General features: G+C 63.2%; 15 protein-coding genes. 6 read left to right on the forward strand and 9 right to left on the reverse strand.

Annotation, left to right across the window (positions count from 1 at the left end):
* The 5 genes from OBACDRAFT_RS22450 to OBACDRAFT_RS22470 all read left to right on the forward strand — a co-directional run.
* On the forward strand, nt 1–719 hold a 719-nt coding region (locus OBACDRAFT_RS22450; RefSeq protein WP_043589176.1), incomplete at its 5' end, for an ABC transporter ATP-binding protein.
* A 186-nt stretch (nt 720–905) separates the two neighbouring features.
* Nucleotides 906–1,139, forward strand: coding sequence for an SWIB/MDM2 domain-containing protein (locus OBACDRAFT_RS22455; protein WP_198529969.1), 234 nt, complete (start codon nt 906–908; stop codon nt 1,137–1,139).
* A gap of 198 nt (nt 1,140–1,337) precedes the next feature.
* A complete protein-coding gene (locus OBACDRAFT_RS22460; RefSeq protein ID WP_043589179.1) occupies nt 1,338–4,721 on the forward strand; it encodes a transglutaminase family protein in 3,384 nt (1,127 codons plus the stop codon).
* Nucleotides 4,718–7,204 (forward strand): circularly permuted type 2 ATP-grasp protein, encoded by a 2,487-nt coding sequence (locus OBACDRAFT_RS22465; RefSeq protein ID WP_043589180.1) that lies wholly within the window; start codon nt 4,718–4,720, stop codon nt 7,202–7,204. Before OBACDRAFT_RS22460 ends, OBACDRAFT_RS22465 begins: the two co-directional genes overlap by 4 nt.
* Nucleotides 7,205–7,237: 33 nt before the next feature.
* Nucleotides 7,238–8,146 (forward strand): transglutaminase family protein, encoded by a 909-nt coding sequence (locus OBACDRAFT_RS22470; protein WP_043589181.1) that lies wholly within the window; start codon nt 7,238–7,240, stop codon nt 8,144–8,146.
* Here OBACDRAFT_RS22470 and OBACDRAFT_RS22475 read toward each other — a convergent pair.
* The 4 genes from OBACDRAFT_RS22475 to OBACDRAFT_RS22490 form a co-directional block, all read right to left on the reverse strand.
* The gene (locus tag OBACDRAFT_RS22475; protein WP_081722283.1) at nt 8,032–11,031 is read right to left on the reverse strand and encodes an FAD-dependent oxidoreductase; all 3,000 of its coding nucleotides are present in this window, start codon (nt 11,029–11,031) and stop codon (nt 8,032–8,034) included. The two genes, OBACDRAFT_RS22470 and OBACDRAFT_RS22475, sit on opposite strands and share 115 nt — an antisense overlap.
* A 101-nt stretch (nt 11,032–11,132) precedes the next feature.
* A complete protein-coding gene (locus OBACDRAFT_RS22480) occupies nt 11,133–13,502 on the reverse strand; it encodes a GDSL-type esterase/lipase family protein (protein ID WP_052362387.1) in 2,370 nt (789 codons plus the stop codon).
* 103 nt (nt 13,503–13,605) lie between these two features.
* A complete protein-coding gene (locus OBACDRAFT_RS22485; protein WP_052362388.1) occupies nt 13,606–15,036 on the reverse strand; it encodes an autotransporter-associated beta strand repeat-containing protein in 1,431 nt (476 codons plus the stop codon).
* Between the two features lie 51 nt (nt 15,037–15,087).
* Nucleotides 15,088–15,798, reverse strand: a complete 711-nt coding sequence (locus OBACDRAFT_RS22490; protein WP_052362389.1) for a type II secretion system protein — start codon at nt 15,796–15,798, stop codon at nt 15,088–15,090.
* Nucleotides 15,799–15,925: 127 nt separating this feature from the next.
* Here OBACDRAFT_RS22490 and OBACDRAFT_RS22495 point away from each other — a divergent pair, with 127 nt between their 5' ends.
* On the forward strand, nt 15,926–16,945 hold the full coding sequence (locus OBACDRAFT_RS22495) for a LacI family DNA-binding transcriptional regulator (RefSeq protein ID WP_043589261.1): 1,020 nt from the start codon (nt 15,926–15,928) through the stop codon (nt 16,943–16,945).
* Between the two features lie 58 nt (nt 16,946–17,003).
* Here OBACDRAFT_RS22495 and OBACDRAFT_RS22500 read toward each other — a convergent pair whose 3' ends face one another.
* From OBACDRAFT_RS22500 to OBACDRAFT_RS22520, 5 genes are all read right to left on the reverse strand, one after another.
* Nucleotides 17,004–17,498: an MFS transporter gene (locus OBACDRAFT_RS22500; protein ID WP_081722284.1), complete on the reverse strand. Its 495-nt coding sequence runs from the start codon at nt 17,496–17,498 to the stop codon at nt 17,004–17,006.
* A 118-nt stretch (nt 17,499–17,616) separates the two neighbouring features.
* Nucleotides 17,617–18,981, reverse strand: a complete 1,365-nt coding sequence (locus OBACDRAFT_RS22505; RefSeq protein WP_232767587.1) for a hypothetical protein — start codon at nt 18,979–18,981, stop codon at nt 17,617–17,619.
* Nucleotides 18,965–22,387 (reverse strand): glycosyl hydrolase family 5, encoded by a 3,423-nt coding sequence (locus OBACDRAFT_RS22510; RefSeq protein ID WP_157837255.1) that lies wholly within the window; start codon nt 22,385–22,387, stop codon nt 18,965–18,967. The genes OBACDRAFT_RS22505 and OBACDRAFT_RS22510 overlap by 17 nt, the downstream gene beginning before the upstream one ends.
* Before the next feature lie 129 nt (nt 22,388–22,516).
* The gene (locus tag OBACDRAFT_RS25960) at nt 22,517–23,179 is read right to left on the reverse strand and encodes a prepilin-type N-terminal cleavage/methylation domain-containing protein (protein ID WP_052362391.1); all 663 of its coding nucleotides are present in this window, start codon (nt 23,177–23,179) and stop codon (nt 22,517–22,519) included.
* 28 nt (nt 23,180–23,207) lie between these two features.
* The gene (locus OBACDRAFT_RS22520) at nt 23,208–24,011 is read right to left on the reverse strand and encodes a hypothetical protein (protein ID WP_043589265.1); all 804 of its coding nucleotides are present in this window, start codon (nt 24,009–24,011) and stop codon (nt 23,208–23,210) included.
* Between the last annotated feature and the right edge of the window lie 51 nt (nt 24,012–24,062).

The following is a 24,062-nucleotide window of genomic DNA, read 5'->3' on the forward strand; positions in this document are numbered from 1 at the left end:
TCGTCCTCCGCGACATCAACTTTGAAGCCCGCCCCGGCCAGACCGTTGCCCTCGTCGGACACACCGGCAGCGGCAAAAGCTCCATCATCAACCTCGTATCCAAATTCTACCTACCCACATCCGGCCAGGTGCTCATTGACGGCCGCGACATTCTCACGCTCACCGGCCACTCCCTGCACCGGCAGACCGGCATGGTCACACAGCAAAACTTCCTCTTCAGCGGCACCGTTCTCGACAACATCCGCATGGCCCGCCCCGAGGCGACGGAAGACGACGTGCGCGCCGCCGCCGCGTCCATCGACTGCCTCGATCTCCTCGACGCCCTGCCTTGCGGACTTGCCACCGACGTCGGCGCGGGGGGGGGGGGGATCTCGCTCGGCCAGCGCCAGCTCGTGTGCTTCACCCGCGCCATGCTTGCCAAGCCGCGCCTCGTCATCCTCGACGAGGCCACCAGCGCCATCGACGCCCTCACCGAAGCCCGACTCCAGCGCGCCCTGCAACTCCTCCTCACCGGCCGCACCAGCCTCGTCGTCGCCCACCGCCTCAGCACCATCCGCCACGCCGACCTCGTGCTTGTGCTCGACCACGGACGTATCATCGAACGCGGTACACACGACACCCTCGTCGCCGCCGGCGGAGTTTACGCCTCCCTCCACGGCCAGTTTGCGCAAGGCGACAAAAGCCCCTCCGCGGCAGACTCGCCGCCCCTTCAGACGTAGTTATTTTTCAACTACGCAGCCATCCGGCGCTTTTGAAAACTCTTGGCCGGTTACGCAAGTTTGAAATTTTCCCTCTGAAACCGGTATTTTTACCCAGAAAAAATACTGTTTGCATTCGCTCCGCACTGTCCTAGGACGAACCTCGCTATGGCAAAAACACCTGCACGCAAACCCAACGCTGCCTTCATGAAACCGGTTCAACCTGACGACGTCCTCGCGGCCGTTGTTGGTGCGAAACCCCTCCCCCGCACGGAGCTCACCAAGAAACTCTGGGAATACATCAAGAAGAACAACCTTCAGGACAAGAAGGTGAAGACCAACATCAACGCGGACGACAAACTGAAGGCCGTTTTCAACGGCAAGAAGACCGTCTCGATGTTCGAAATGACCAAGCTCGTTTCCGGCCACCTCAAGGCTTGATTCGCGCGCGACATTTCCTCGCAGCAACTCTTGCCGCCGGCGCCCTCAAAAGCCCGGCGGCTTTTTTGTGCCCGCGCAACTTGCAGTGGAAAAGGAAGTTGCCTCATCCGAATCCCGCTCAGGAGGCAAAATCCGCCTCCCCCTGCCTCCACCCGGCCCGCCTCCTGCTATACCGTCCGGCCATCGTCGCGCCAACCTATGCCCATTCACGTTGCTCTCCACCACCGGACAGCCTACGCCTACGACCGCCCGATCAACCTCGGCCCGCAGGTCATCCGACTCCGGCCCGCGCCGCACTGCCGGACGCCCATCCCGGCCTACTCGCTCAAAATCGAACCCGAAGGCTACTTCATCAACTGGCAGCAGGACCCGTTCAGCAATCACCTGGCGCGGGTTGTTTTTCCTGAAAAAATCACCCGGTTCACCGTCACCGTGGACCTCGTGGCCGGGATGTCGGTTTACAATCCGTTCGATTTTTTTCTCGAACCCGAGGCGGAAAAATTCCCCTTCACCTACGCCGAATCCCTCGCCACCGAGCTTGCTCCCTACCGCAACAGACCCAGTCCGGGCCAAAAACTCGCCTGTTTCATCCATTCGCTCGACCTCAAGCCCCGCCGTACAATCGACTTTCTTGTCGCACTCAATCAGAGGCTCTTCACCGAAATCCGTTACATTATTCGCATGGAACCCGGCGTGCAAAACGCCGAGACCACGCTCGCCATGCGCAGCGGTTCCTGCCGCGACTCCGCCTGGCTGATGGTGCAGGTGCTCCGCAGCATCGGCCTCGCCGCACGCTTCGTATCTGGATATTTGATACAACTCAAGGCCGACGTGAAATCCCTCGACGGCCCCTCCGGAGCGGAGCAGGACTTCACCGACCTGCACGCCTGGTGCGAAGTGTTTCTCCCCGGCGCCGGCTGGGTCGGCCTCGACCCCACCTCCGGCCTCTTCGCCGGCGAAGGCCACATCCCTGTCGCCTGTTCGCCCGAACCCTCCAGCGCCGCGCCCATCACGGGCGCGCTCGACGAATGCGAAGTCGAGTTTGCCCATGAGATGCATGTCAGCCGCATCCAGGAATCCCCGCGTGTCACGCAGCCCTGCACCGAGGAGCAATGGGCGGCCATCGACCGTCTCGGCCACCAGATCGACGCCGACCTCGAACGCGACGACATCCGCCTCACCATGGGCGGCGAACCCACCTTCGTCTCCATCGACGATCCCGACGGCCCCGAGTGGAATTTCACCGCCGTCTCTCACCCAAAACGCATCCTCTCCGGCCAGCTCATCAAACGCCTGCGCGACAAATTCGCCCCCGGCGCACTGCTGCACTACGGCCAGGGCAAATGGTATCCCGGCGAACCCCTGCCCCGCTGGGCGCTCTCCGCCTTCTGGCGCAAGGACGGAGTCCCCGTCTGGCGCGACGACTCTCTGATCGCCGACGTGTCACGGGATTATGGATACGGCGCCCGCGAGGCCCGCGAACTCGCCCTGCGCATCGCCCGCGCCGCCGGGCTCAACCCCGCGCATCTGCTGCCCGCCTACGAGGACGTCTTTTATTACACATGGAAGGAGCGCCGCCTCCCGTCCAACGTCGCCGCCGGGGATTCCCGGCTCAAAGACAAGCAGGAGCGCGAACGCATCGCCCGCATTTTCCAGAAGGAACTCGGCGAAGTCGTCGGCTACGCGCTCCCCATCAAACGCATCTCCGAAGACGCCGGCGGCGGACACGCGGGCTGGATGTCCGGCCCCTGGTTTCTGCGTGACGACGACACCCTCTGGCTCATCCCCGGCGATTCGCCCATGGGCCTGCGCCTCCCGCTCGACTCGATCCCCTGGGTTGCGCCGAAGGACTACCCGCACCAATGGCCGCGCGATCTCTCGCAACCCCTGCCCGCGCTGCCCCGCGAATTTCCCCTTGGCATCGGCCGCCAGCGTTTCGTGAGTGGTGCGAACGCCCCGCTCGCGCCCGGACACGGCCCCGGCCAGCGCGCGCAGCAGCCCGACCCCGCACGCCGCCCCGCCGAAGGCGAAAGCGCGCCGCACATCATCCGCACCGCCCTCTGCGTGCAACCGCGCGACGGACGCCTGCACGTCTTCATGCCCCCGATCACGCTTGCCGAGGATTACCTCGATCTCATCTCCGGTATCGAAACTTCCGCTACAGAACTCGGCCTGCCCGTCATCATCGAGGGCGAGCCGCCGCCGCGCGATCCGCGCCTCAACAAGCTCTCCGTCACACCCGATCCCGGCGTCATCGAGGTCAACCTCCACCCGAGCCGCACCTGGACCGAACTCGTTGACCGCACCACCACGCTCTATGAAGAAGCCCGGCTTGCGCGCCTCGGCACGGAAAAGTTCATGATCGACGGACGCCACACCGGCACCGGCGGCGGCAACCACATCATCCTCGGCGGCGAAACGCCCTCCGACTCCCCCATCCTGCGACGCCCCGACCTCCTCCGCTCGCTCCTCACCTACTGGCAAAACCATCCCTCGCTCAGCTACCTGTTTTCCGGCCTCTTCATCGGCCCCACCTCGCAGGCCCCGCGTGTGGATGAGGCGCGCAACGACAGCCTCTACGAACTCGACATCGCCTTTCACGAACTGGACCGCCAGCTTGCCGCCGGCCACACGCCGCCCTGGCTCGTTGACCGCCTCTTTCGCAACCTGCTCACCGACGCCACCGGCAACACGCACCGCGCCGAGTTCAGCATCGACAAACTCTACTCGCCCGACGGTCCCGCCGGGCGTCTCGGACTCGTCGAGATGCGCGCCTTCGAGATGCCGCCGCACGCGCGCATGAGCCTCACCCAGCACCTGCTTTTGCGCGGCCTCGTCGCCAAATTCTGGCGCAAACCCTGCCGCAACAAACTCGTTCACTGGGGCTCCGACATTCATGACCGCTGGATGCTGCCGCACTTCTGCGAGACGGATTTCAATGACGTGCTGCGCGACCTGCGCGAATCCGGTTATCCCTTCGACCCGGCGTGGTTCGCTCCGCATTTCGAATTTCGCTTTCCGCGCATCGGCGAGTTTGCCCAGCGCGACGTCCACGTCGAGTTGCGCACCGCGCTGGAGCCCTGGCATGTGCTCGGCGAGGAGGCCGGCGGCGGCGGCACCGTGCGCTACGTGGACAGTTCGCTGGAGCGTCTTCAGATAAAAGCCCGCGGACTCATCGGCGACCGTTTCGCCCTCGCCGTCAACGGTCGCCGCCTCCCTCTGCACCCGACCGGCGTCAACGGCGAAGGCGTGGCCGGCGTGCGTTACCGCGCCTGGCAGCCACCCAATTGCCTGCAACCGACGATCGGCGTTCACGCCCCGCTCGTATTCGACCTGGTGGATACATGGAACAACCGTCCACTCGGCGGCTGCACCTATCACGTCGCCCACCCCGGCGGTCGCAATTACGAAACTCTGCCGGTCAATTCCTACGAAGCCGAAAGCCGCCGCCTCGCACGTTTTTCCACCATCGGCCACACGCCCGGCGCGGAGCCAGTCGCCCTTCGGCACGACTCTGCCCCCGGCATGGCTTTCACGCTCGACCTGCGCCATCCAGAACCTGCATCACGGAATCCCGAATGAGTTCCGCCGCCACTACCACCGCCGACCTCCTCGCTGACTACCGGCAACGTCCCGGCCACTTCGACGAATGCCGCCTGCCCGACGACGTCGCCCTGCGCCCGGCATGGGCCGAATTTTTCAGCCACCTCGGCTCCCATCCGCAGGACGCCATTCGCTCCGCCGTCGAAGCCTGCCGCCGTGCCGTGCTCGAACAAGACGTGAGCATGAACGTGTATGCCGGCGATGGATCAACCGCCCACGTCTGGCCCCTCGACCCTATCCCGCTCCTCCTTGGTTCCGACGACTGGACTCTCATCACCGACGGACTTCGCCAGCGCGCCCGCCTCTACAACGCCCTGCTCAATGACCTCTACGGCCCGCAACACCTCCTGCGCGACGGCCACCTGCCCGCCTCGCTTGCCATGGCCAGCCCGCATTTCCTCCGCGCCTGCCACGGTCTCGGACGCGCCCCCTCCCCCCACACCTACGCCGCCGACATCGCCCGCTCCCCGGACGGACGCTGGTGGGTGATCGAAGACCGCCTCGACGCGCCCTCCGGCCTCGGCTACTCGCTGCAAAACCGCATGATTACGCGCGAGGTTTTGCCTCGTGTTTTTCAGCGCGCGCCCGTCACGCGCCTCCATCGCTTTTTCCATGACTTCCGCCAGTCGCTCGAAACCCTCGCCCCCCACGGTTCCACCGATCCGCGCGTCGTTTTCCTCACGCCCGGCCCCGCCAACGAAACATGGTTCGAACACGCCTACCTCGCCCGCTACCTCGGATTCCCCTTGGTTGAAGGCGCCGACCTCACCACCCGCGACCGCCAGGTTTTCCTGCGCACCGTCGGCGGTCTGCGCCGCGTCGATGTCATCGTGCGCCGCGTCGATTCCGACTTTTGCGACCCGCTCGAACTCAACGACCAGTCCCTGCTCGGCGTCCCCGGCCTGATCGAAGCTGCGCAAGCCCGGCGCGTCGCCATCGCCAATCTTCCCGGAGGCCGCGCCCTCGAAACCACCGCCCTCCTCGCCTTCCTCGCCCCGCTCTGCCGCCACGTATTGGGAGAGGAACTACGCCTGCCCAGCGTCGCCACCTGGTGGTGCGGTCACGATGACGCCCGCCGCTACGTGCTGGAAAACCTGCACGGCCTCGTCATCAAGCCCACCTTTCCCACGCCCGGCAGCCCCCCCCTCCGCTACGGACCTCAGCTCTCCGAGGCGGGCCGCGCCACCCTCGCACGCGACATCAAACTCCGCCCCTGGGCCTGGTGCGGACAGGAGCGCGTGCTCCTCGGCACCACGCCCGGACTCAATCCCGCCACCGGACATCTCACCGCCATGCCCTTCATCGCGCGCATCCACCTCGCGTGGCACGACGGCGATTATCAAGTCATGCCCGGCGGCCTCGCGCGCTGCAACCCGGTGGGCGAAGACGCCATCGTTTCCCTCCAGACCGGCTCCGTCGCCAAGGACATCTGGGTGCTGCACGCCACCGACGCCCCCCCCGAGCCCGCGTCCACGCCCGCCGCCGCCTCTGTCTCCAACGAAGCGCACGACACTCCCAGTCGCCTCGCCGACGACCTCTTCTGGCTCGGACGCTACCTCGAACGCACCGGACAACTCGCCCGCATGCTCGCCAAGCTGGAACCCCTGCTCCGCGATGAAATCGCCACCCTCGATCCCGCCGTCGTGGACGACGCCGTGCGCCTGCTCTGCCACCTCCAGCAAGTCCCCGTGCCAGAGGTGGGGCCGATCGAAAAAAGCGCCGCCTTCGTCCGCCGCATCGCCACCGATCCCGGCCAGCCGGGCAGCCTCAACACCAATCTCGAACGCCTCGGACGCAGCCTCGAAGCCGTCAAATCGCGCCTCCCGCCCGAAGCCTGGCAAATGACACGCCGCCTGCGTGAATCCCGCCAGTCCGCGCCCGGCGCGGTGGGACTGCGCGCGCAACTCGCCGCGCTCGACGGCATCCTCGCCGAGAACCTCCCGCGCAACACCGCCTGGCACTTCCTCGACCTGGGTCGCCGCATCGAACGCAGCCTGCAAATCCTCAACGTCCTGCAACACCTGCTCGGCGACGCCACCGGAACTGCGCCCTCGGAATTTCGCCTCCAAACCACGCTGCACCTCGCCGACTCTCTCTTCGCCTACCGCTCCATGCACCACGGCGCATTTCACCCCGAGACGGTGTTGCAATGGCTCGTCACCGAACGGGAGAACACCCGCGGCCTGCACTATCAGGCCGACCTTGTCACGCAGAGCCTCGCCGCCCTGCCCGACCGGCTCGCGCCCCGCGCCGTGGAGCAATTGCGCAACCGCGCCCTGTACTACCTCAGCATCGTGCGCATGGCCGACACAGCACGCTTCGCCGCCGCCACCGCCGCCGCTGTTCCCTTCTGGCAAACACTCGTCTCGCTCAACCGCGAACTCAGCGCCCAACTCACCGAAATCTATTTCTCCCACGCCCGTGCCTCTGGCGCAGACACCGACCAGATGACCGGACTGTAACCGCCGGACTGGGATTCAGGATATTCCACACACATGCCGCTCTATCGTATCACGCATACCACTACATGGACGCACCACGCCCCTGTCGCCACGGCGTGGCAGATGCTGCGCCTGCAACCGGGCGACACCACCGGCCAGCGTTGCCTTGACTGGCGGCTGTCCATCACGCCTGAGCCCGCCGTCATCACCACGCGAACGGATTATTTTGGAAACCGGATGCACCTCTTCAACCTCAGCCAGCCCCATGCCCAACTTGTCATCCATGCCGTCAGCCGCGTCGCCCGTGAAGACATCCCGCCACCCGCGCTCGACCTCGATCTCACACCGCCCCCAGCCCTCGCCGCCCTCCAGACGACGCAGGCCATCCACTCCGGTGAATTTCAACTCGAACAATACCGGCATCCCACCGCCCTCGTCCCTCATCTCCCGGAAGCCGCCTCTCTCGCCGCCGGTCTCGATCTCGCCGGCATGCCCGTGCTCACATGGCTGGCTGCGCTCGGAGAAAAGTTCGGACGCGACTACAAGTTCGACACGACCGTGACCACCATCGCCACCCCGCTCGCACAGGTGCTGCGCAATCGTCGCGGTGTGTGCCAGGACTTCGCGCACCTGTTTCTCAGTTGCCTTCGCCAGCACGGACTCGCCGCTGCCTACGTGAGCGGTTATCTCCTCACCGAACCGCCGCCCGGCTCTCCGCGTCTGCTCGGCGTCGATGCCATGCACGCCTGGATTTCTGTCCATGTCCCCGGCACCGGCTGGATCGATTACGATCCCACCAACCTGATGTTTGCGGGCGTCGGCCACATCACCGTCGCCCGAGGCCGCGACTACGCCGACATCACGCCCACCCGCGGCGTCTTCAGCGGTGCCGACTCCCACGCTCTCAAGGTGGAAGTCACCGTCCAGCCGGAGGACGAAATGGACTGCTCCTTCACTATATAATCAAGGCCCAGCGCCCGCCGCGCCCGGGTCACCGCGTGGCGCAGTTGCCAGCCGTAGTCCTCGCGCACCTTCGCCGCCATTTGTTGCGCGGGTAACTCAGGAAACACCGTCGAATGCCCGGGATCACGCACGGCATTGGGCGCGAGCGTTGCCGACAGCTTTTCGAGGATGGCCGTCACCTGCATCCGTTCCGAATCGGAAAGGGCAAACCGCCGGGCCAGCGCCTCGCAAGCGAGAGCTACGGCGCTGCGCAGGTTGAGAACCAGCGAGGTATCCGACGCCAGTTCTTCCAGCAACGGGAGGCTGGCCGGGGTGATGCAACGTTTGAGGAGCGTCACCGCCGCATACCAGCGCGGCACATAAAACCATTCCTGCTGCGGACGCGTGATGTCACGCGCCTTGGCGTCCTCGCGGGTGCGGAACGCCTGCCAAAGGCGTGGCTCGGAACGCGCGTCGCCCCACATCGCAAGAATCGCCGCGGCACGCCACGAAACAGTTGTATCGGGCGATGTGAGCCGTTTTTCAACCGCGGTGCGCGTCTCCTCGTCATGCCCCGACCGATACAAATGCCACAAGGCCACCGTGGCTGGTCCTGTCGTGAGTTCTTCCAACCAGCGGTCAGATATGCGAGCGGATGGCGTGATTGCCTGTTCGTTTTCAAAAAATTCCGGTGACGCAACATTGCTGCCAAACGAAGCAGCCAGTTCGGAAGGCGGCTCCAACTTCACCGCACCGGAGGTCAGCAGGTGCGGATGCAGTTTTTCATATGGCAGGTCACGGCACGCCACGCCTGCCTGCGCGGCCAGCGCGCAACCCGCCCCGGCCGCTTCGCCGATGCGCTGGATGTCGCGCTGCATCCGAAACGAATGATGCGCCTCCTCGCTCACACCGACGGCGCGGCAGGCCAGCGTCACGTTTTTCAAGTCACGTGGCAGGAGGAGTCGCCAGGGAATTTCGCAGGCAAGGCGGCCATACCATTGCTGGCAAACCCACACCCAGAAGGCGGCTTCGACGCTTTCAAATTCATAATCGCGGGCATGGTTGTCGTAGTGTCCGCCGGTGCAGCCGACTGTATCCAGAAAACGGCGACGGCTGATGAGATCGTCGAGCGTGAGTTCGTAGTCCGTGCGGATGTGCCGCGACTGGCGCAGTCCGACGAGCGGTGCGATGTAGGTGGGATGATCGTCGGCGGTGTAGCGAGCGCGAGCGTAGTGCGAAACACCAACAAGGCGGGCGCGGGTCAGATCGAGTTCGTCGGTTGGGTTGCAGTAACCGGCGTCGTAATTGGGAATCTGCATTCGGGCCACGCCGTCTTTGACGGACACACGGCCGGAGGACTGGCTGTAAGCGTGAAGCAATCCGTCGCCCCTGCGTCCGAGTCGGAACGCTGCGCCCGCCATTGCCGCGAGGTCGCCGTCGCCGGTGGCATCGACCCAGCCGCGCGCGCGGATGCGGAGCGGGCCGCTTGGTGTGGAAAACAGGGCAGACTCCACCACTGCGTTTTTCGTTTCCACGGAAACGAGCATGGCATCGTAAACGACGTCCACGCCGGCTTCGGCGAGCATTTCGTCGAGTGCGATTTTTTTCGCCTCGGGGTGAAAACCACCAACCTGCCCCGCCGATCCGAAGAGCGGCATGATGTCGCGCACGCGGCGATTGATTTCTTCCTGCAAGCCGCCCGGCGCGCCGAAATAGTAAACATGAAACCCGCCGCCCGTCCCGATGCCTCCGGGAAAGGGCATTGCTTCGAATGCGAGCACGCGCGCGTTCGGCGTAGCACGCGCGGCGGCAATGGCCGCAACAGCCCCGCCGGTACCGAGTCCGGCAATGGCAACAAGTGGCGCGGGCGTCTCGCCCGCAATCTGCGATGTCGGCAGGATGCCTGCGCTGCCACGAAAGGACGATTGCAGGCAGGATGCCTGCGCTACGGGGCGACGCTGCGCGCCGTCTGCGGGCGTCTCGCCCGCGCCACATGCCGGCAGGATGCCGGCGCTCCCAGGCGCTGCCGCGCCATAGGTGAATTTCTCTGCCAGCGTCGCGCCGCATCCGCCAAGATAACGGACATTCGTGGGCAAGTTGGGCGATGCGGGTTGCGCTAAATATTTTCTGAACGGCACCACACTCCCATGCGTGACGACTGCGCCTTTCAGATCGGCCTCCGGCACCGTGGAGCGAAGCGTGCGCAAGGCAGGCAACCAAGCCCGACGCGGATGCGTAAAATCTCCCGGCAACTCGATCCGCAAAATCTGTTCGCCGGGCCATAATCCCGGTTCCCATTGCAGACGCGCGATAGCGGGGAGTTCGGCGGGCGTGACGAGTTCGCACGCTGGCAACGATTCATCGCGCCCAAGTCGGAAGGTGATGTTGATGACCTGACTCTCCGGTTGCGGAGTCCTCCAATCGAGGACCAGCAAGGTTGCCAATTCGCCTGCGTCGGTGGCGTCGATCCATTCGCGTGCGGTGAGGTGATGCAGGCCGGATTTTGTTCCGATGGTCACCGTGCCAATCCCGCCCCCCCCTCCCCCCCCCCCTACCGCAACGGGAACGGCATGATAAAGGACGGCGATGTTTCGGGTGCGCAGCCATTCGCTGGCGAAGATTTCTGTAATGGCGCCGTCAATACGTCCATCGCGCACCGCTCCGTGAACATCAAGGTGGGCCAGCCATTCGCGCCAAAGTGGATCGTCAGATTCGCCCGTGTCGGTGGCGAAGGACCACGAGCATTCGGCGAGCGGCGAGGCATGGCGGTCAACGAGCAACACGCGTTTGTCTGCGCGATGCGCGGCGAGCGTTGCGGCAAACCCAGCGCAACCGGCACCAAAAATGACGGTGTCGTAAACAGTGTTGTAAAATGAAGCGGCGTCAGCCGCGGTTTCGGATTTCATGGTGCAGGTTGATGCGGCACTCAGGATGAGCGACGGCTGGAACAACACGGCGAGGCCGATGGTGTTTTACATACAGCATAGCTCCCCCCCCCCCCCCCGGCTCACGGATGCGGTCGCGGCAGCACCGGCATGACTTCGCCCCAAGACAAGGCACCGGCATCAGGAGCCTCACCGGAAAAATATCCGGGCGCACAAGCGGGAAGCGGGTCGCCAATATGGCGCGAGAGATCAATGCCACGAGCGCGAGCGACACTCTTTTCCGTCAGGCTGAAATCCTTCGTTTTCTCATCGCGGAATCCGGGCTGCTCTTCCGTCCACAGACTATGCGCATCCAAGCCCAGACGTTTTGCGTATTCGATGCCTTCGGTCCAGCGTGCGTCGGTGCCCTGACGCGCGTAAACATTGCCGTCAGCCTTCCAGTTGGGCTCCACGGAACCACCCTGCTCGGCGTTGAGAAACCAGTGGGTGGGGTGCCAGAGGTTGTTGTAAAAATGGTAATTCGGCGTGCCGATTCCGCGGACTTTGTTGGAAACAATCGCGGCGGACGGCGAGGCAAAGGTGTTGTGATAAACAAACACAATGGCCGGTCTCGGCTCTGGGTTTCCGCCGAAATTGCGGACGTCCTCCCGATTCTCGAAAAAGATATTCCGGTGGATGTAAAGCGGTCCTGTAGTGGGTCCTTTGATACGGACGCCGACGAAGCAGCGGCTGACAATGTTGTCGTGCCATTGGGTGTCGATTTGTGCGCCTGCGGTTTCGAGGCCGTCGTCGCACATAGTGTCGATGCGGTTGTGGTGGACGCGGATGGCGCGGTCTTTGTCGCCGAAGGGACGGGCGCTGATGCCGTCCCAATGGTCGTGAATGTAGTTGTCGTGGATGTCGTGGCCGCCTGTGTTTTCGCGGATTTCCACGCCGTAGCGGTCGAGCCAGCCGCCGCGTTTGTGAACGCGCCAGTGATCCGTCGCGCCGGGTTTGTTGTGCGGATTGGCGCCGTCATAGGGATTCCAGAATATGCGGTTGTGGCGGACAATGGCGTTGGTCGCGCCTTCATGGAGGAGGATGCCGAAATCGGCGGGGCCGATGGTGTTTTGTTCGATGAGTGTGGAGTCGGCGTTGGTCACGCGAATGCCGGCGGCGGCGTTGCGGAGTTGGAGGCCGCGCACGACGCAGTGGTTGGTGGCGGCGATTTTGATGAGGGCGTCGTTTTTATTAAGGGAGGACAGGGTGAGTTTGAGCGTATTGGGATCGGTGTCACCACGGACGCGGAGGAGGAGTTGTTTTTGTTCGGGCAGGTAAAGGGCGAGCGCGCCGACGCCACCTTGCCATCCGGAATCACCGACGCCGTTGGCGAAGAGGCGGGGCCATTCCCATGTTTCGCCCATCGGAGCTTTGCCGGGGCGTGTCATGCTTTCACGGAGCATGACGATGATTTTTTCGTCGAGCGTGACGGTGAAAACGGGCTGGGAAAGGGACAGGCGATAAACGCCGGGAGCGATGTCTGGCGCGGCTTGCCAGTGGTGAGGTCCGGGACGGCTTCCGTCGAGGATCGCGCCAGATTCGCCTTCGAGGGTGATGGGGAGAGTCGCCGAGCCGGAACGGCGGAAGCTGACGTATTCGTGATAAACGCCGGTGTGCACGCGGACGGTATCGCCGGGGGCGGCTTGGTCGAGGGCCGTCTGGATGCTGGCAAATGGAGCGGCCGACGAGCCGGTGGCGATGGCGGCGTGTGTTTTTTGTGGTGAAACGTGCAGGATGCGTGGAGCGGCAGCGGGGAGGAGAGGGGGAGAGGAGGCGATGAGCGCCGGGGCAATGGCGGCAAGGCGACGGGCGACGAGGCGCGCCAACTCACGTGCGCCGGTTTCCGTGAAATGCGTGCGATCACCTCGTCCGGTGCGTCCGGGATGTTCGATGTTGTTTAGCGTGAAGGCTGTCGAGCCGTCCTCGCCGAGCTGGGCGAAAAGTTCGCCGCTGTCGTGGTGCAAATCAATCAGCGGCGTGCTGGTTTCGGATGCAACGGCTCGCACGGCGTCTGCCCATGGCGTGAGTTCTTCCGTAAGTTTTCCCGACCGGAACATGCGACGGCGCGGTGGCGTGACGAGAACAGGAGTTGCATTGGCGGCGCGTGCTTCGCGGATGTAACGGCGGAGGTTGTCACGAAAGTCAGTGGCGGCGTCGGTGGACTCGGGCTTGTCTTTGGCGTGGGAGTCGTTGTGGCCAAATTGAATCAGAACGTAGCCGGGCTTGTCGGCCAAGGCGCGTTGCCAGCGTTCGGGCGGGAAGGTTTTGGTGCTGGCTCCGCCTTTGGCTTCGTTTTGGACACGCACTCCGGGCGTAAGATATTCTGGAAGGACCTGCCCCCATCCTCGGCGTGGCGAGGTCGCGGCGTAATTGCAGACGGTGGAATCTCCAACGATGGCAATGAGGGCGGCTCCGCTTGTAGTGGCGGCGTCATGACGCGGTGCGAGAACCATGGCAAGCAGTGCCGTGAGAGCTGGCGGTAGAAACCGAAAAAGAGAAATGCGCATTGGTTGAATTGAGGCGGAGCCGGGGGGGGGGGGGGCGACTTAAGTCGATTTAAATCGGATTAAGTCGTGGCAAGTCGTTCTGACGTGCGGGGCGCTTGCGCAAGGTCAGGCAGGCGGCGAGCGCGAGTATGCCGAGCCATGCGGCGCACGTGGCGGGCTCGGGAACAGCAGCGGCGGCGATGGAGAAACCGTTGGTCAGTTGATCGAACGAGAGGGTGCCGCTTTGTTTGGACGCGCCAAAGTTTTTGTAGGAAAGCGTTGCGCCAGCGAAGTCATTGGTCACGCCGGTGCCGGCAATGGAGAGCAACGCAGCGTAAGTTTGGTCGAATACACCGGTGTTGCCGAAATCAATGGTGAAGGTTGCAGGGCCAGTGGCGTTTTTCAGAAGCAGGTCGCCTCCGATGGTGAGCGTGGGAAAGGTGGCGGCGTCGAGGTCGAAGCCGAGAATAGCGCTGCTTGCCAAGGTGACATCGTGAACGGTGAGCGCATTGGCAGCGGCAAAGGTTGCGTCCGCGAGGACGGTCAGGTCGCCGCTCGGCGCAAGCGTGCCGCTGACTGCGAGCGTGCCGGCTTCAACGGTTGTGCCGCCGGTGTGCGAGAGGGTGCCGGTGAGTTTCTGCGTGCCCGCGCCGGTTTTCAGGAGGGCAAGCGTGCCGCCGATGCCGTCGGTGAGTTGCGTGGTGGCGGTGAAGGTGGTGTCGGCGGCGGTGTCGATTTTGAGCGTGGCAGCGTGCGTGCCGGTTGTGGCAACGGCGGCTTTGGAGCCGGTGATTACTGCGGCAGTGCCGGTGGTCTGCGTGAGGCCGTTGATCGTGGCCGTGCGGGTCTGGGCGGCAGTGGTGTTGTTGATAAGGTTGATCGTGCGGACGTTCGTTCCGCCTCCCGAAAAGGTCACTGTCCCGAGGCGGTAGTCGCTGGCGATGTTGAGGTCGATGTCGATGGCGCTGCTGCCGGAATTTGTGTTCATCGTGACGGCACCGATGGCAAGGCTGCTCAGAGCGGTAGTATTGGTGGCGCTGCTGGTGGTGCCGCCAAAGCGGTATGTCCCCGTGTTGAGCGAAAGGTTTCCGGCTGTCACGGAGAGTGTTGATGCGCCGTCACTGATGAAAACGACATGGTTGGTGTTGGCCGATTTCGAGAGGGTTCCGTTAATGTTGAGCGTGCGCGTGTCGTTCGCCGCGCGGAGCGTCAGCGTGGTGCCGCCGGTGCCGGCCACCGAGAGGTTGTTGATGGAGACGTTGGTATTGAGGTTGACCGTTGTGCTGGTGCTCAGGTTGGAGAACGCGGCGTTGTCGGTCGTTTCGGAGGGCGCACCGGCTGGAGTCCATTTGGCGTTTGCACCGGTCCAGTCGTGTCCGGTGGTGCCGGTTGTGGTCCAAGTGTAGTCGGTGGCGGAGACCATTGTGGCGAAGGCCGCGAAGAGGCTGATCGCAAGCAGGGCGCGGGTGATGCGGATGGTAGTATTTTTTTGTGGTTTCATGCTGGATTCGGGTTGGGTGGTCGTTGGTGGATGGAAAAAAAAGGGGAGGGATTACAGGCCAAGGTCGTCCAGCGGCATGGTCTGGACGTGGCCGTCGAAGAAGAGACGGTTGCGTTTGCTGCCGTGGACGGGTTTGTCGGGCATGACCCATGTGGTATTGGAAGGGCGCATTTCGCGGTCCACGTCGGTCATCATATAAACGCGGGAGGGGGTTGGGATTTGTTGCAGTTTAAGGGATGGCACGCGGGGAGTGGAGGTCGAGTTGCCAAAGGGACGTCCGACATCGGCAATCGCGACCGGGGTGAGTGCGTAAATCGCGGCATTGGAATCGTGGACGGCATCCGGGACGCTTGCTGCGAAGCCGGGACAAACGAAGGACTGGACGAGAAAGTAGTCGCTTTTGTTCGCCGGAACAGGGGTGCCGACGTAGGAGGCGAGGTGGGTTGCGAGGCGGTTCCAGCCGCCGCTGGTCGATACCCACGCGGGAGAGCTGGAGGTGAGACCGGCGTGGTTCGCAGCGGCGGCTTGTCCGGGCAGGGAGCCGTTGTTGTCCTGCGTGTAGAGCAGGGTGGCCACGCCGATCTGTCGAAGGTTGGACTGGCAACTGGCCGCGCGCGCCATTTGGCGCACTTTGCCAATTCCGGACAGGATGAGGGCGGCCAGAACGCCGATGATCGCAATGACGGCAAGCAGTTCAATGAGCGTGAACGCAGCGGAGTGTGGCAGTCGTGGAGCGGGGGGCTGTAACGATGGACCGGACATGCGGGAATTTTTATGCGAAGTGGCGGAAGGGAGGAAAAGCACGGCGCATTGTTACATAACAATAGGGATTGATGGCAAACGCGCGGAAAATCAGAAACGGTTTCGCATCCCCTTCCTCCATTTTCTTATGACCGGGCTCAAATCAATCGCCGACAAAGCTGGTGTGTCTCGAATGACGGTGTCGCGGGCGTTGCGCAATTCGCCGCTGGTCAATGCAGTCACCAGAAAACGGATACTGCAAATAGCGCGCAAAATGGGTTATACCCCTGACGCACGACTCGCCCAAACGATGGCGGGCATCCGGGGCAGCAAGCAAAAGGCGTTGCTCCCGATCGCCTGGCTGCACGCGAATTTGAAACAGGATGCGTTTCATGCCTACAAATGGTTGACGCCGTACATCGATGGGGCGCGTGAACAGGCGCGGGAATTAGGCTACCGGGTGGAGGAATTCTGGCTGGGCGAGGCTGGCATGTCGGGGACGCGCATGTCGTCGATCCTGAACTGCCGGGGGATTACGGGCGTGGTGGTGTGCCCGTCGATGATTCCAAGCATTTCTCACATTCGCATGGATTGGCGGCTGTTCGCGGCAGTCTCGTTTGAGGGTGCGATGCTGGTCCCGCGACTGCATCGCGTGGTGCCGGACTATTATTACAATATGCTGCTCACCTTGAAAATGCTGCGACGGCTTGGTTACCGGCGCATCGGCCTGTATTTGCACCGGCAGGAGGAGCGCCGTTCGCATCACAGGTATCTCTCGGCGTTCCGGCATCTTTTGTGGGACATTCCAGAGTCCGAACGGATTCCGCCGCTCACATTCGAACCGTTCGACCAAAAGGCGCTTGGCACATGGCTGAAAAAAACGCGTCCCGATGTGCTTGTAGGACACGACAGCAGGTTGATTTCTTGGTTGGAAAACACGGGACGATGTGTGCCGGAGGACATCGGCGTGGCGCACTTGTCACTCGACGGAGATTGCGAGGATTGGGCAGGCATCTGGCAGCACAAGCGCCGCATCGGTGCGCAGGCGGTGGAACAGTTGGTGTCGTTGATTCACAACAACCGCCTAGGCCTGCCCGACATCGCCTACGAAACGCTGGTGCCCGGCGAGTGGCGGTTTGGGAAAACGCTGCTACGACGAACGGTGTGATGCGGGTGAAGGTGCGGTATGTGAACCGGGAACGAGGGGACGGGAAAGAGGAGGGGGGCTATGCGGAGGATTTCTCTTCGAGACGGTAGCGCATGAGGAAGGCGATGGAGGCGGCAAAACCGGCGGCGGGGAGAATCGCGTAGATGATGCGCATGCTCAAAATAGTGTCGCTCCCCTGCCCTTCCGCAAGGGCGACATCGAAGCCGATGCCGTTGAGCAACATGTTGAAACCGAGAATGGCGAGCGCGGTGCCCGTTTTCATGATCCAGCCGAAAAGGGCGCTGAACACGGCTTCGTTGCGCTCGCCAGTGCGGCGCGCCTCGACGTCGCACACATCGGCCACCATCGACTCGCCAAGCAGCCAGAGTCCAATGGTGGAGGGACCGAGAAAAAGGGGCGCGAGGAGTTGAAGCACGGAATACGCGGGGGTGTAAAACCACCACGAGGCTGCACTGCCACAGCCCCACAGAAGACAGAGAATGAGCGTATTTCGTTTCCCGATACGACGTGAGATCGCGGTGAGAGGTGCAGGCGGGCTGGAGTGAGTGGACATGCCGCGCAAGCTATGGAGTGGACGAGAGGACTTGCGAGCCGGAGGTACGCGTGCGGTGGAGCGAGGAATCGGTTTTGTGCTGGCCGGTGTGTGGGGGGGGGGGGAGGGAAGAAGGGCGTCAAGTGGTGGCAACGACAAGATCGCTGACGCGAACAAAGGCCACGTCCCCCCCCCTCCCCTGCTGAATCATGGTGTAACAAACATACTCGCCGCGCGGTCCGCAAAACTGGGGATGCGGATGCAGGTGATAGGAACGCAGCGCGGACGGAGGTGCTGGCATTTGGGATACAATGTCAACCGAGCGGCGGGTGCGGAGGTTGACGAAGCGCACGTGATGCATGTCAGTCGCGTCGGGAGGAAGTGCGTCGAGAACGAGGTAGTTACCACATGGAGACGTGTGCGCGTGCGAAACGGTGCGGTGCGGCCAGACGAGTTCGGGGCAGGCGGCGGTGGTGCCGGCGGTGGCAAGCGGAGTGCGTTCAATGCCGGTTTGGTAGTGGACGTAATAAATGTAGTCGCCATCGGCGGACCACCATTCGTGTCCGTGCATCTGGCGGGGGTCGGTGCGGATTTCGGCGTGCGGTGTTTCGAGATGCGAATTGCTGGCGACGGGCCGGTAACTGGAACCTACCAGATGGGCGAGCGAGTGTGGGTAAACCGGAAAAATGCCGTCGCTGTTGTTGACGCCATCGCGCCGGATCAGCCAAAGGCGGTTGTCCTTGTAGCGAACACTGCCGGTGAGCGGGTCCACGCAGTTTTCCTGCGCGAGGAGTTGGAGTCCGGGATGACGGGGCGAGGGGTTGAATTGGGCGTGATTCCAAGTGGGGGCAATAGTTTGCCAGATTTCGATTTCGCCGCGGGTGCGCGCGGTGTTGAGCGAGAGTTGACCGAGGTGGTTGTCGGGGCCGATGGCGGCGTCGATGTTGAGGGCGCGGCGGTCGGGCGATAGGGTGAGGTGCGTGGCGTAGCGGCGCACGGGACGATTGCGTGTGATCGCGGGGGCAAACGCAGCGACACGATGCGGTGTGTCGGCGGAATCGGCGGTGCGTTTCCAGATGCCTTGCCCGTTGGCCCAATAAATTTCGCCGGTGACGTGATCGAGCATAGGCGAGGCTTCGGTGAAGGCGGTTTCGGGAAAATGGCGGAGAGTGCCGGCGATGAAATCGGCAACGGCGAGGGTGCGTCCGCTCTGCGCGGAATTGGCGGGCGGGAACGCGCAATAAAACCAATAGTGCGCGGCGTGTCCGCCGATGGGAAGCCAGAGGCTGGGGTTGACGTAGTAGAATGACTGCTGGACGGGCGCGATGCGGGCGCACGCGGCGGCGGTGCCGGAGGCGGTTAACAGGTGGCTGGTGATGCCGCTGAGGGGATCAGTCCAAGGCGTGAGGAGCGGGGATTGCAGGAAATCGGGACCGGACTCAACGATCGGGAAAGGCGATGGCCGCGGAGGCGTATCAAGAACGGCGTCAGCGGACGAGTTCATAGGCGAGCTGGGTGCCGACGGGCGTGACGGTGGCGGCGGCGAGGACGAGGAGTGCGGGGTCGCGGGCGTCGCGTTGTAGTTTTATTTCCGTGACACGTTTTCCGGTGGCGTCCACGGCCCAGGCGCGCCAGGCGTCGGGTTCGGAGAGGCGAAGGGTGAGGGTCGCGGTACCGCGTTGCACGAGATGCGGGAGGCTGCCCCAGCTTTCGAGGAGTTTGCGGTCTTGATGGGCAAAGCGCAGTCCCGTCGGCAGAGCGTCGGTGAGATGCGTGACGAGGATGCGGCGGGTGCTGGCAAGGGGGGCGTCGTCGAGCGCAATCACTTGCACGACGGCGTCGGTTGAGCCGTTTTTCACGGTCACGAGGTCGCCAGTAAGCTGGCGACTGGCGGTAAGCAAAAAGTGTTCGCTGCGCGGCGTGACGATTTTGACGGTGCCGTCTGTGGCGCGGAGTTCGATCTGACGGGTTTCGCTGATGTAGCGGGTGGCGCTGGCGTCAATGGAACCGTCAGGGATGACGCCATCGCGCTGGAGGCGGGACGCGAGCGTGTCGTCGGCGGTGTAGGCGCGGGCAGGAACAGGTTTCTCCAGCGCGGGGGCAATGCCGGTGACGACGGCAGCGGGCCGGGCGTTGTTATCGCTGGTTTTTGCGAGGATCGCGGCGGGCTCGCCGGTAAGGGAGCCGATACGGGTGACGAGGCCGAGGCGCGAGAAGTGTTCTGGGAAGCGTTGGATGAGGGTGGACCAGACTTCGGCAGGGCGAACAGCGTAGGCAATGACGCCGGGCGCGGGGGCGATGTCGCCGCGTTGAAAGAGGAGCGATCCGACGCGATCAGCAATGATGCCGATGGGATCGGCGGCGAGGGCGAAGTAGTTTTCGTGTCCGCCTTCGAGCGCGGTTTTGTCGTTTTGCGCGTATTGGAAATTATAGAGGGCATCCCAGTCCTGAAGGCTGGCATAGGCGGGCATGAGGAGCGCGCCTTCGGCCCGGTGGCGGTTGGGGCGGCAGTAGTTAAATTCGGTTACGGTGAAGGGTTTTCCGAGGATGCGCGTGGGCATGATTTCACGCGGCAGGCGGGCGAGCTGGCGGGTGGCGCTGCTCTGATGAAAGGCGTAAGGGGGCTGCCAGGGTTTTGAGGGAAATTTCGGGTGATCCCAGTATTGGTGATTGTCCACGTAGTCGTAGTGCTCGCGCACATACGCGAGGCCTTGCGGCGAGGTGTAGTTGGAGCCGGTGAGGAGCGCGTTCTTGCCAATCCCCATGCCGCGGAGGATGGCGAAGAGGCGGGCGTCCGATTTGGCGTGGGTTTCGTAGATAAACTGATTCCAGGCGACGGCACGTTGGGCGTCGGTTTCGCCGGGGGGCGGGGTGCGCGAGGCGGCAAAGGCGGCTTCATAACGGGCACGGATGTCGGGATTGCCGAGTCGGACGACGAGGGTGTCTTCATTGACGGGACAGATGCCGATGAGCGCGGGGTCTTCGGCCCAGGTAAGGCCGGTGTAGGGGTTTTTGCGAAGGAGGAGGGCTCGGGTGAATTTTTCAAGCGAGGCGACGGCGGCGTCAGAGACGGGGATGATGCCTTTGTAGGGGGCGCGCGTCTGGCTGCCTGTCTGGCCGGGGGGGAATCCAAAGGAGACGAGTTCGGCATCGCTGAAACCGCGGTTGGAAAAGAGGTCGATGTTGATGTGGATACCGCGTTTTTTCATGGCGGCAAAAAGGTAGTCGAGCTGGTCGAGCTTGTGCGGGTCGAGATCCCAGGAGTCGGCGCCGCGGCGGCGGACGAGACTTTGATCGAAATGATGGAAACGGACGGTGTTGTAACCGGAGCGGGCAAGTCGGTCGGCGAGGCGGTCGGCGTCGGGTTTTGAAAGGAAATTGGCGGAGAAGCAGAGGTTGACGCCCCAGAAGCGGACACGTTCGGCGGGGGTTTGCTCGAAGGCAAAGTGTCCGTCGGGCGTGACGATGAGTGCGCCGTGTTTTCCAGCGGGTGCGTTTTTGAGGACTTGTGATGAGAAATCGAATACGCCTCCGGGTTCGATCTCAACGGAATGAGCGTAGGAGGCCCAGTCTTTGCCGGGAGCGATCACGAGAGGGAGGCGAGCCTCGAAAAGCGGAATGTCGTCGGGCGACGCGGTGGCGGCGAGGATCATCCAAGTGGCGGCGCCGGTGCCTTCGAGTTGCAGGGAGGCGGGGGTTTTGCCTGCGTCGATGGCGAAGCGGGAGGCATAGAGTCCGATGCGAGCAGCGGGGTTTTCGGCGGACCAGGCGATGGCGGCATTGGGCGCGGAGAGGGGGTTCCACCAGTCGCCGACGTCGCGGCCACTCACGACTTCGTGACGGGTGCGGGTGCCGTCGGTATAGTGGAGGGTGAGGGTGCCGACGGATTTTTGCGCAGAGGGGAGCCAAGCTGCGGCGTGCAGGAGGTAGAGGTTGCGCCACGGGGCGGAACGCGAGGTCGGGGAAGGGGGGGGGAGGTCGATGGTGACAGGCGCACGGGGGAGACCGGGCTGGTCGGCGTTGCCAAAGATGATGGCGGCGCGGTTGCCGTTCGTCGCGGGGTCAATAATGTCGAATTCAAGCGGCGGGGCGGCAAGGCGGCCGGGCTTCATTGCGGAGAGGTCGTTGTCCTTGCCTTGGTCGGTCCAGCCGCCTTGCCCGTCGCCGGGAACGTCATCACGGATGTCTCGGTTGGCGGCGAAGCGGAGCGAGAGGGGATCGTTGCGAAAGGGTTGCCAGCGGAATTGCAGGGCGAGCGTCGCGGCGCGAAGGGTTTTGTTGTTATCGGTGGTTTTGGCGTCGGAGGCGTCGAAAAATTTCAGGCGGAAGTTATAGTTGGGCGAGGACCATTTGCGGTTGTCCTGAGCGCGGACGCCAAAGTTGCCGGTGATGGTGAGCGTGCCGGTGCGGGTGGGGATGATGAGTGCGCGGGGGGCGGGGGAGGCGGAAAAGAGGGATGCTGTTTTGGCGGTTTCGTTGGGGAGTGGATAGGTTTTGGCGTCGAGGCGCACGGTCTGGCCGGCGAATTGTCCGACGGGGAGATCAATTTGGAAACTGGCTTCGCTGGTGGGCACGTCGTCGATGGCATTGAGTTGCCATGCCGCAGTGAAGGCGCGCGCGTCTCCGGCAACGGGGGCGAGGCGCTGGGTCAGCGCGAGGGGGACGGGGGATGTTTTGATGGCGAGCGTGCCGCGGGTTTCGGTGACGCCGGAGGTCGCGGAGACCGTAGTTGGCGATTCGATACGAAGTGCGTTTTGCCGGGTCTGCACCCATTTGGCGTCGAAATGGCCGATGTAAAATTTTGCGCCGTCGATGTTGAATGTACCGTCAGGCCGGAGTTCGAAGGCGGGGATGCCGGGCGCGGGGGAATCGGCGGCGACGGCGGCAACAGGCGCAATGGCCGCGAGCACGGCAAAAAGAATTCGGACAGCAGGGAATGAAAAGAGATGTCGCATAGTTGAAAATCGGATACAGATGGCGGCGTTTAGGGCCGTGGATGGGGGGGGGGGGGGAGGACGACGGCGCGGAGGCCAGACATATCAACGGCCAAGCCAAAACATCTTGCCGTCTGCATCAAGGGCCGCGGCAGACTGGCCGTAACCAGGGATATTGTCTTTGGAGAACGAGCGTACGTGTCCGTCGAGAAAGAGGAAATTGGCACGTTCGCGGTGGGCGAGTTCGGGCGGTTTGTCGTGTGCCATGCCATCGCCGTAAAGCGAGTGGACGGCTTCCCAATAGCCGTCGGCAATAATCACCACGCGGGATGGCGCGGAAAAATCATGCAAGCTGGGTGTGTTGGGACGGGCGGGATTGGTGGCACTGCGCGTGAGGGCGAGGTTCGCACCGTAGGTGCGCTTCGTGTTGTCGAGGTTTCGTTTGGTGCGTTGCTCGGGGCAGCCCATGACGCCGCGCAGGTTGCGGATGTCGCTTACGCCGATGTTTTCGGAGAGGAGGCTGAAGTAACCTTTGCTTCTCGATTCGTCCCACGACCACGGGATGCGGTCCTTGTTCTCCATGGTTTGCTGCATGTAGGCCATGTGGTTTTGCCGGAGGTTGGAAAGACACTGGGCGTTGCGCGCAGATTCACGCACGCGGCCAACGGTCGGGATGATTATGGCGGCCAAGATGCCGATGATCGCAATGACCGTGAGAAGCTCGATAAGCGTGAAGGCGGCGTCAGTGTCTTTTGAATACGTTCTCATCGGGGAGGGAGGGGCGTTCGGGCAGAATTCAGCCACGAGTAACACGGACGCGCCAGAGGGCAAGTGGAAGTAGCGAGACGATAGCAATGAGAAGCGTGGCGGCGGCGGGTTCAGGGATGACTTGCGTGGCGGTAAATCTTAGGTTGCTGAACTTCGCACCGGACGCGTTGGCGACGAGGCCAAAGCCGTTGAGAGTGGCCTTTTCGAATGTGTAGATTTCCGAAGAACTAATCGAGGTGCTGCCAATCGAAACAGTGTAACCCCACGCCGGGCCGGTGGTGTCGAGGACGAAGGTGAGCGTGGCAGTCGAGGTGGACACGGTGAGGCTCCGGGTTTTGTCGTAGTTGCCGGTGGACGGTGTGGAATAAAAGGTGTGCTGGGGGAGCGTGTTGTTGTCCGATCTCTTGGTGCGCAGAACAAGCAGTCCGTGATGAGGAGATGAGGAGCCAAAGCCCGTGACGGAGGTTTTGTCGGTCGTGAAACCGATGGCGCCGAAGTTACCCGATGTGGCCGCTTGCGTCAGCCCGGTGGAATCGACGTCAACTTTGAGCGTGTAAACAAACCCGTCCTGAAAATCGTAGCCGAGCCAGGCGGAACCGGCTCCCGTGGTATGGCCGTCGGCCTTGAAATTGGTGCTGGCGGTCCAGGTGAGCGCGGCGCGGCCATCATCCGCCAGACCGGTGCTCAGGCCGTTGAGCCCGTCGGCGGCGGCTCCGGAAAATGAATACGTCCAAGTGGTGGAGTTGGCGCTGGCGGTTTGCGCATGGACGAGGATTGACATGCCGATGGCAGAGGAGAGGAGTGCGGCAAGTGTTCGGAATGAGGTTTTCATGGTGCGTTGGGAGTTGTGCGTGTCTGAATGCCATGATGCGGGCTTGCGCGG

This window comes from Geminisphaera colitermitum TAV2 (assembly GCF_000171235.2).
Classification (GTDB): domain Bacteria; phylum Verrucomicrobiota; class Verrucomicrobiia; order Opitutales; family Opitutaceae; genus Geminisphaera; species Geminisphaera colitermitum.

Excerpts from the sequence above, each read along its gene's own strand:
- OBACDRAFT_RS22485 (WP_052362388.1), bottom strand. The coding sequence starts at position 15,036 with ATGAAACCACAAAAAAATACTACCATCCGCATCACCCGCGCCCTGCTT.
- OBACDRAFT_RS22495 (WP_043589261.1), top strand. The coding sequence starts at position 15,926 with ATGACCGGGCTCAAATCAATCGCCGACAAAGCTGGTGTGTCTCGAATG.
- OBACDRAFT_RS25960 (WP_052362391.1), bottom strand. The coding sequence starts at position 23,179 with ATGAGAACGTATTCAAAAGACACTGACGCCGCCTTCACGCTTATCGAG.
- OBACDRAFT_RS22470 (WP_043589181.1), top strand. The coding sequence starts at position 7,238 with ATGCCGCTCTATCGTATCACGCATACCACTACATGGACGCACCACGCC.
- OBACDRAFT_RS22460 (WP_043589179.1), top strand. The coding sequence starts at position 1,338 with ATGCCCATTCACGTTGCTCTCCACCACCGGACAGCCTACGCCTACGAC.
- OBACDRAFT_RS22490 (WP_052362389.1), bottom strand. The coding sequence starts at position 15,798 with ATGTCCGGTCCATCGTTACAGCCCCCCGCTCCACGACTGCCACACTCC.
- OBACDRAFT_RS22500 (WP_081722284.1), bottom strand. The coding sequence starts at position 17,498 with ATGTCCACTCACTCCAGCCCGCCTGCACCTCTCACCGCGATCTCACGT.
- OBACDRAFT_RS22480 (WP_052362387.1), bottom strand. The coding sequence starts at position 13,502 with ATGGTTCTCGCACCGCGTCATGACGCCGCCACTACAAGCGGAGCCGCC.
- OBACDRAFT_RS22505 (WP_232767587.1), bottom strand. The coding sequence starts at position 18,981 with ATGAACTCGTCCGCTGACGCCGTTCTTGATACGCCTCCGCGGCCATCG.
- OBACDRAFT_RS22520 (WP_043589265.1), bottom strand. The coding sequence starts at position 24,011 with ATGAAAACCTCATTCCGAACACTTGCCGCACTCCTCTCCTCTGCCATC.
- OBACDRAFT_RS22465 (WP_043589180.1), top strand. The coding sequence starts at position 4,718 with ATGAGTTCCGCCGCCACTACCACCGCCGACCTCCTCGCTGACTACCGG.
- OBACDRAFT_RS22475 (WP_081722283.1), bottom strand. The coding sequence starts at position 11,031 with ATGAAATCCGAAACCGCGGCTGACGCCGCTTCATTTTACAACACTGTT.
- OBACDRAFT_RS22455 (WP_198529969.1), top strand. The coding sequence starts at position 906 with ATGAAACCGGTTCAACCTGACGACGTCCTCGCGGCCGTTGTTGGTGCG.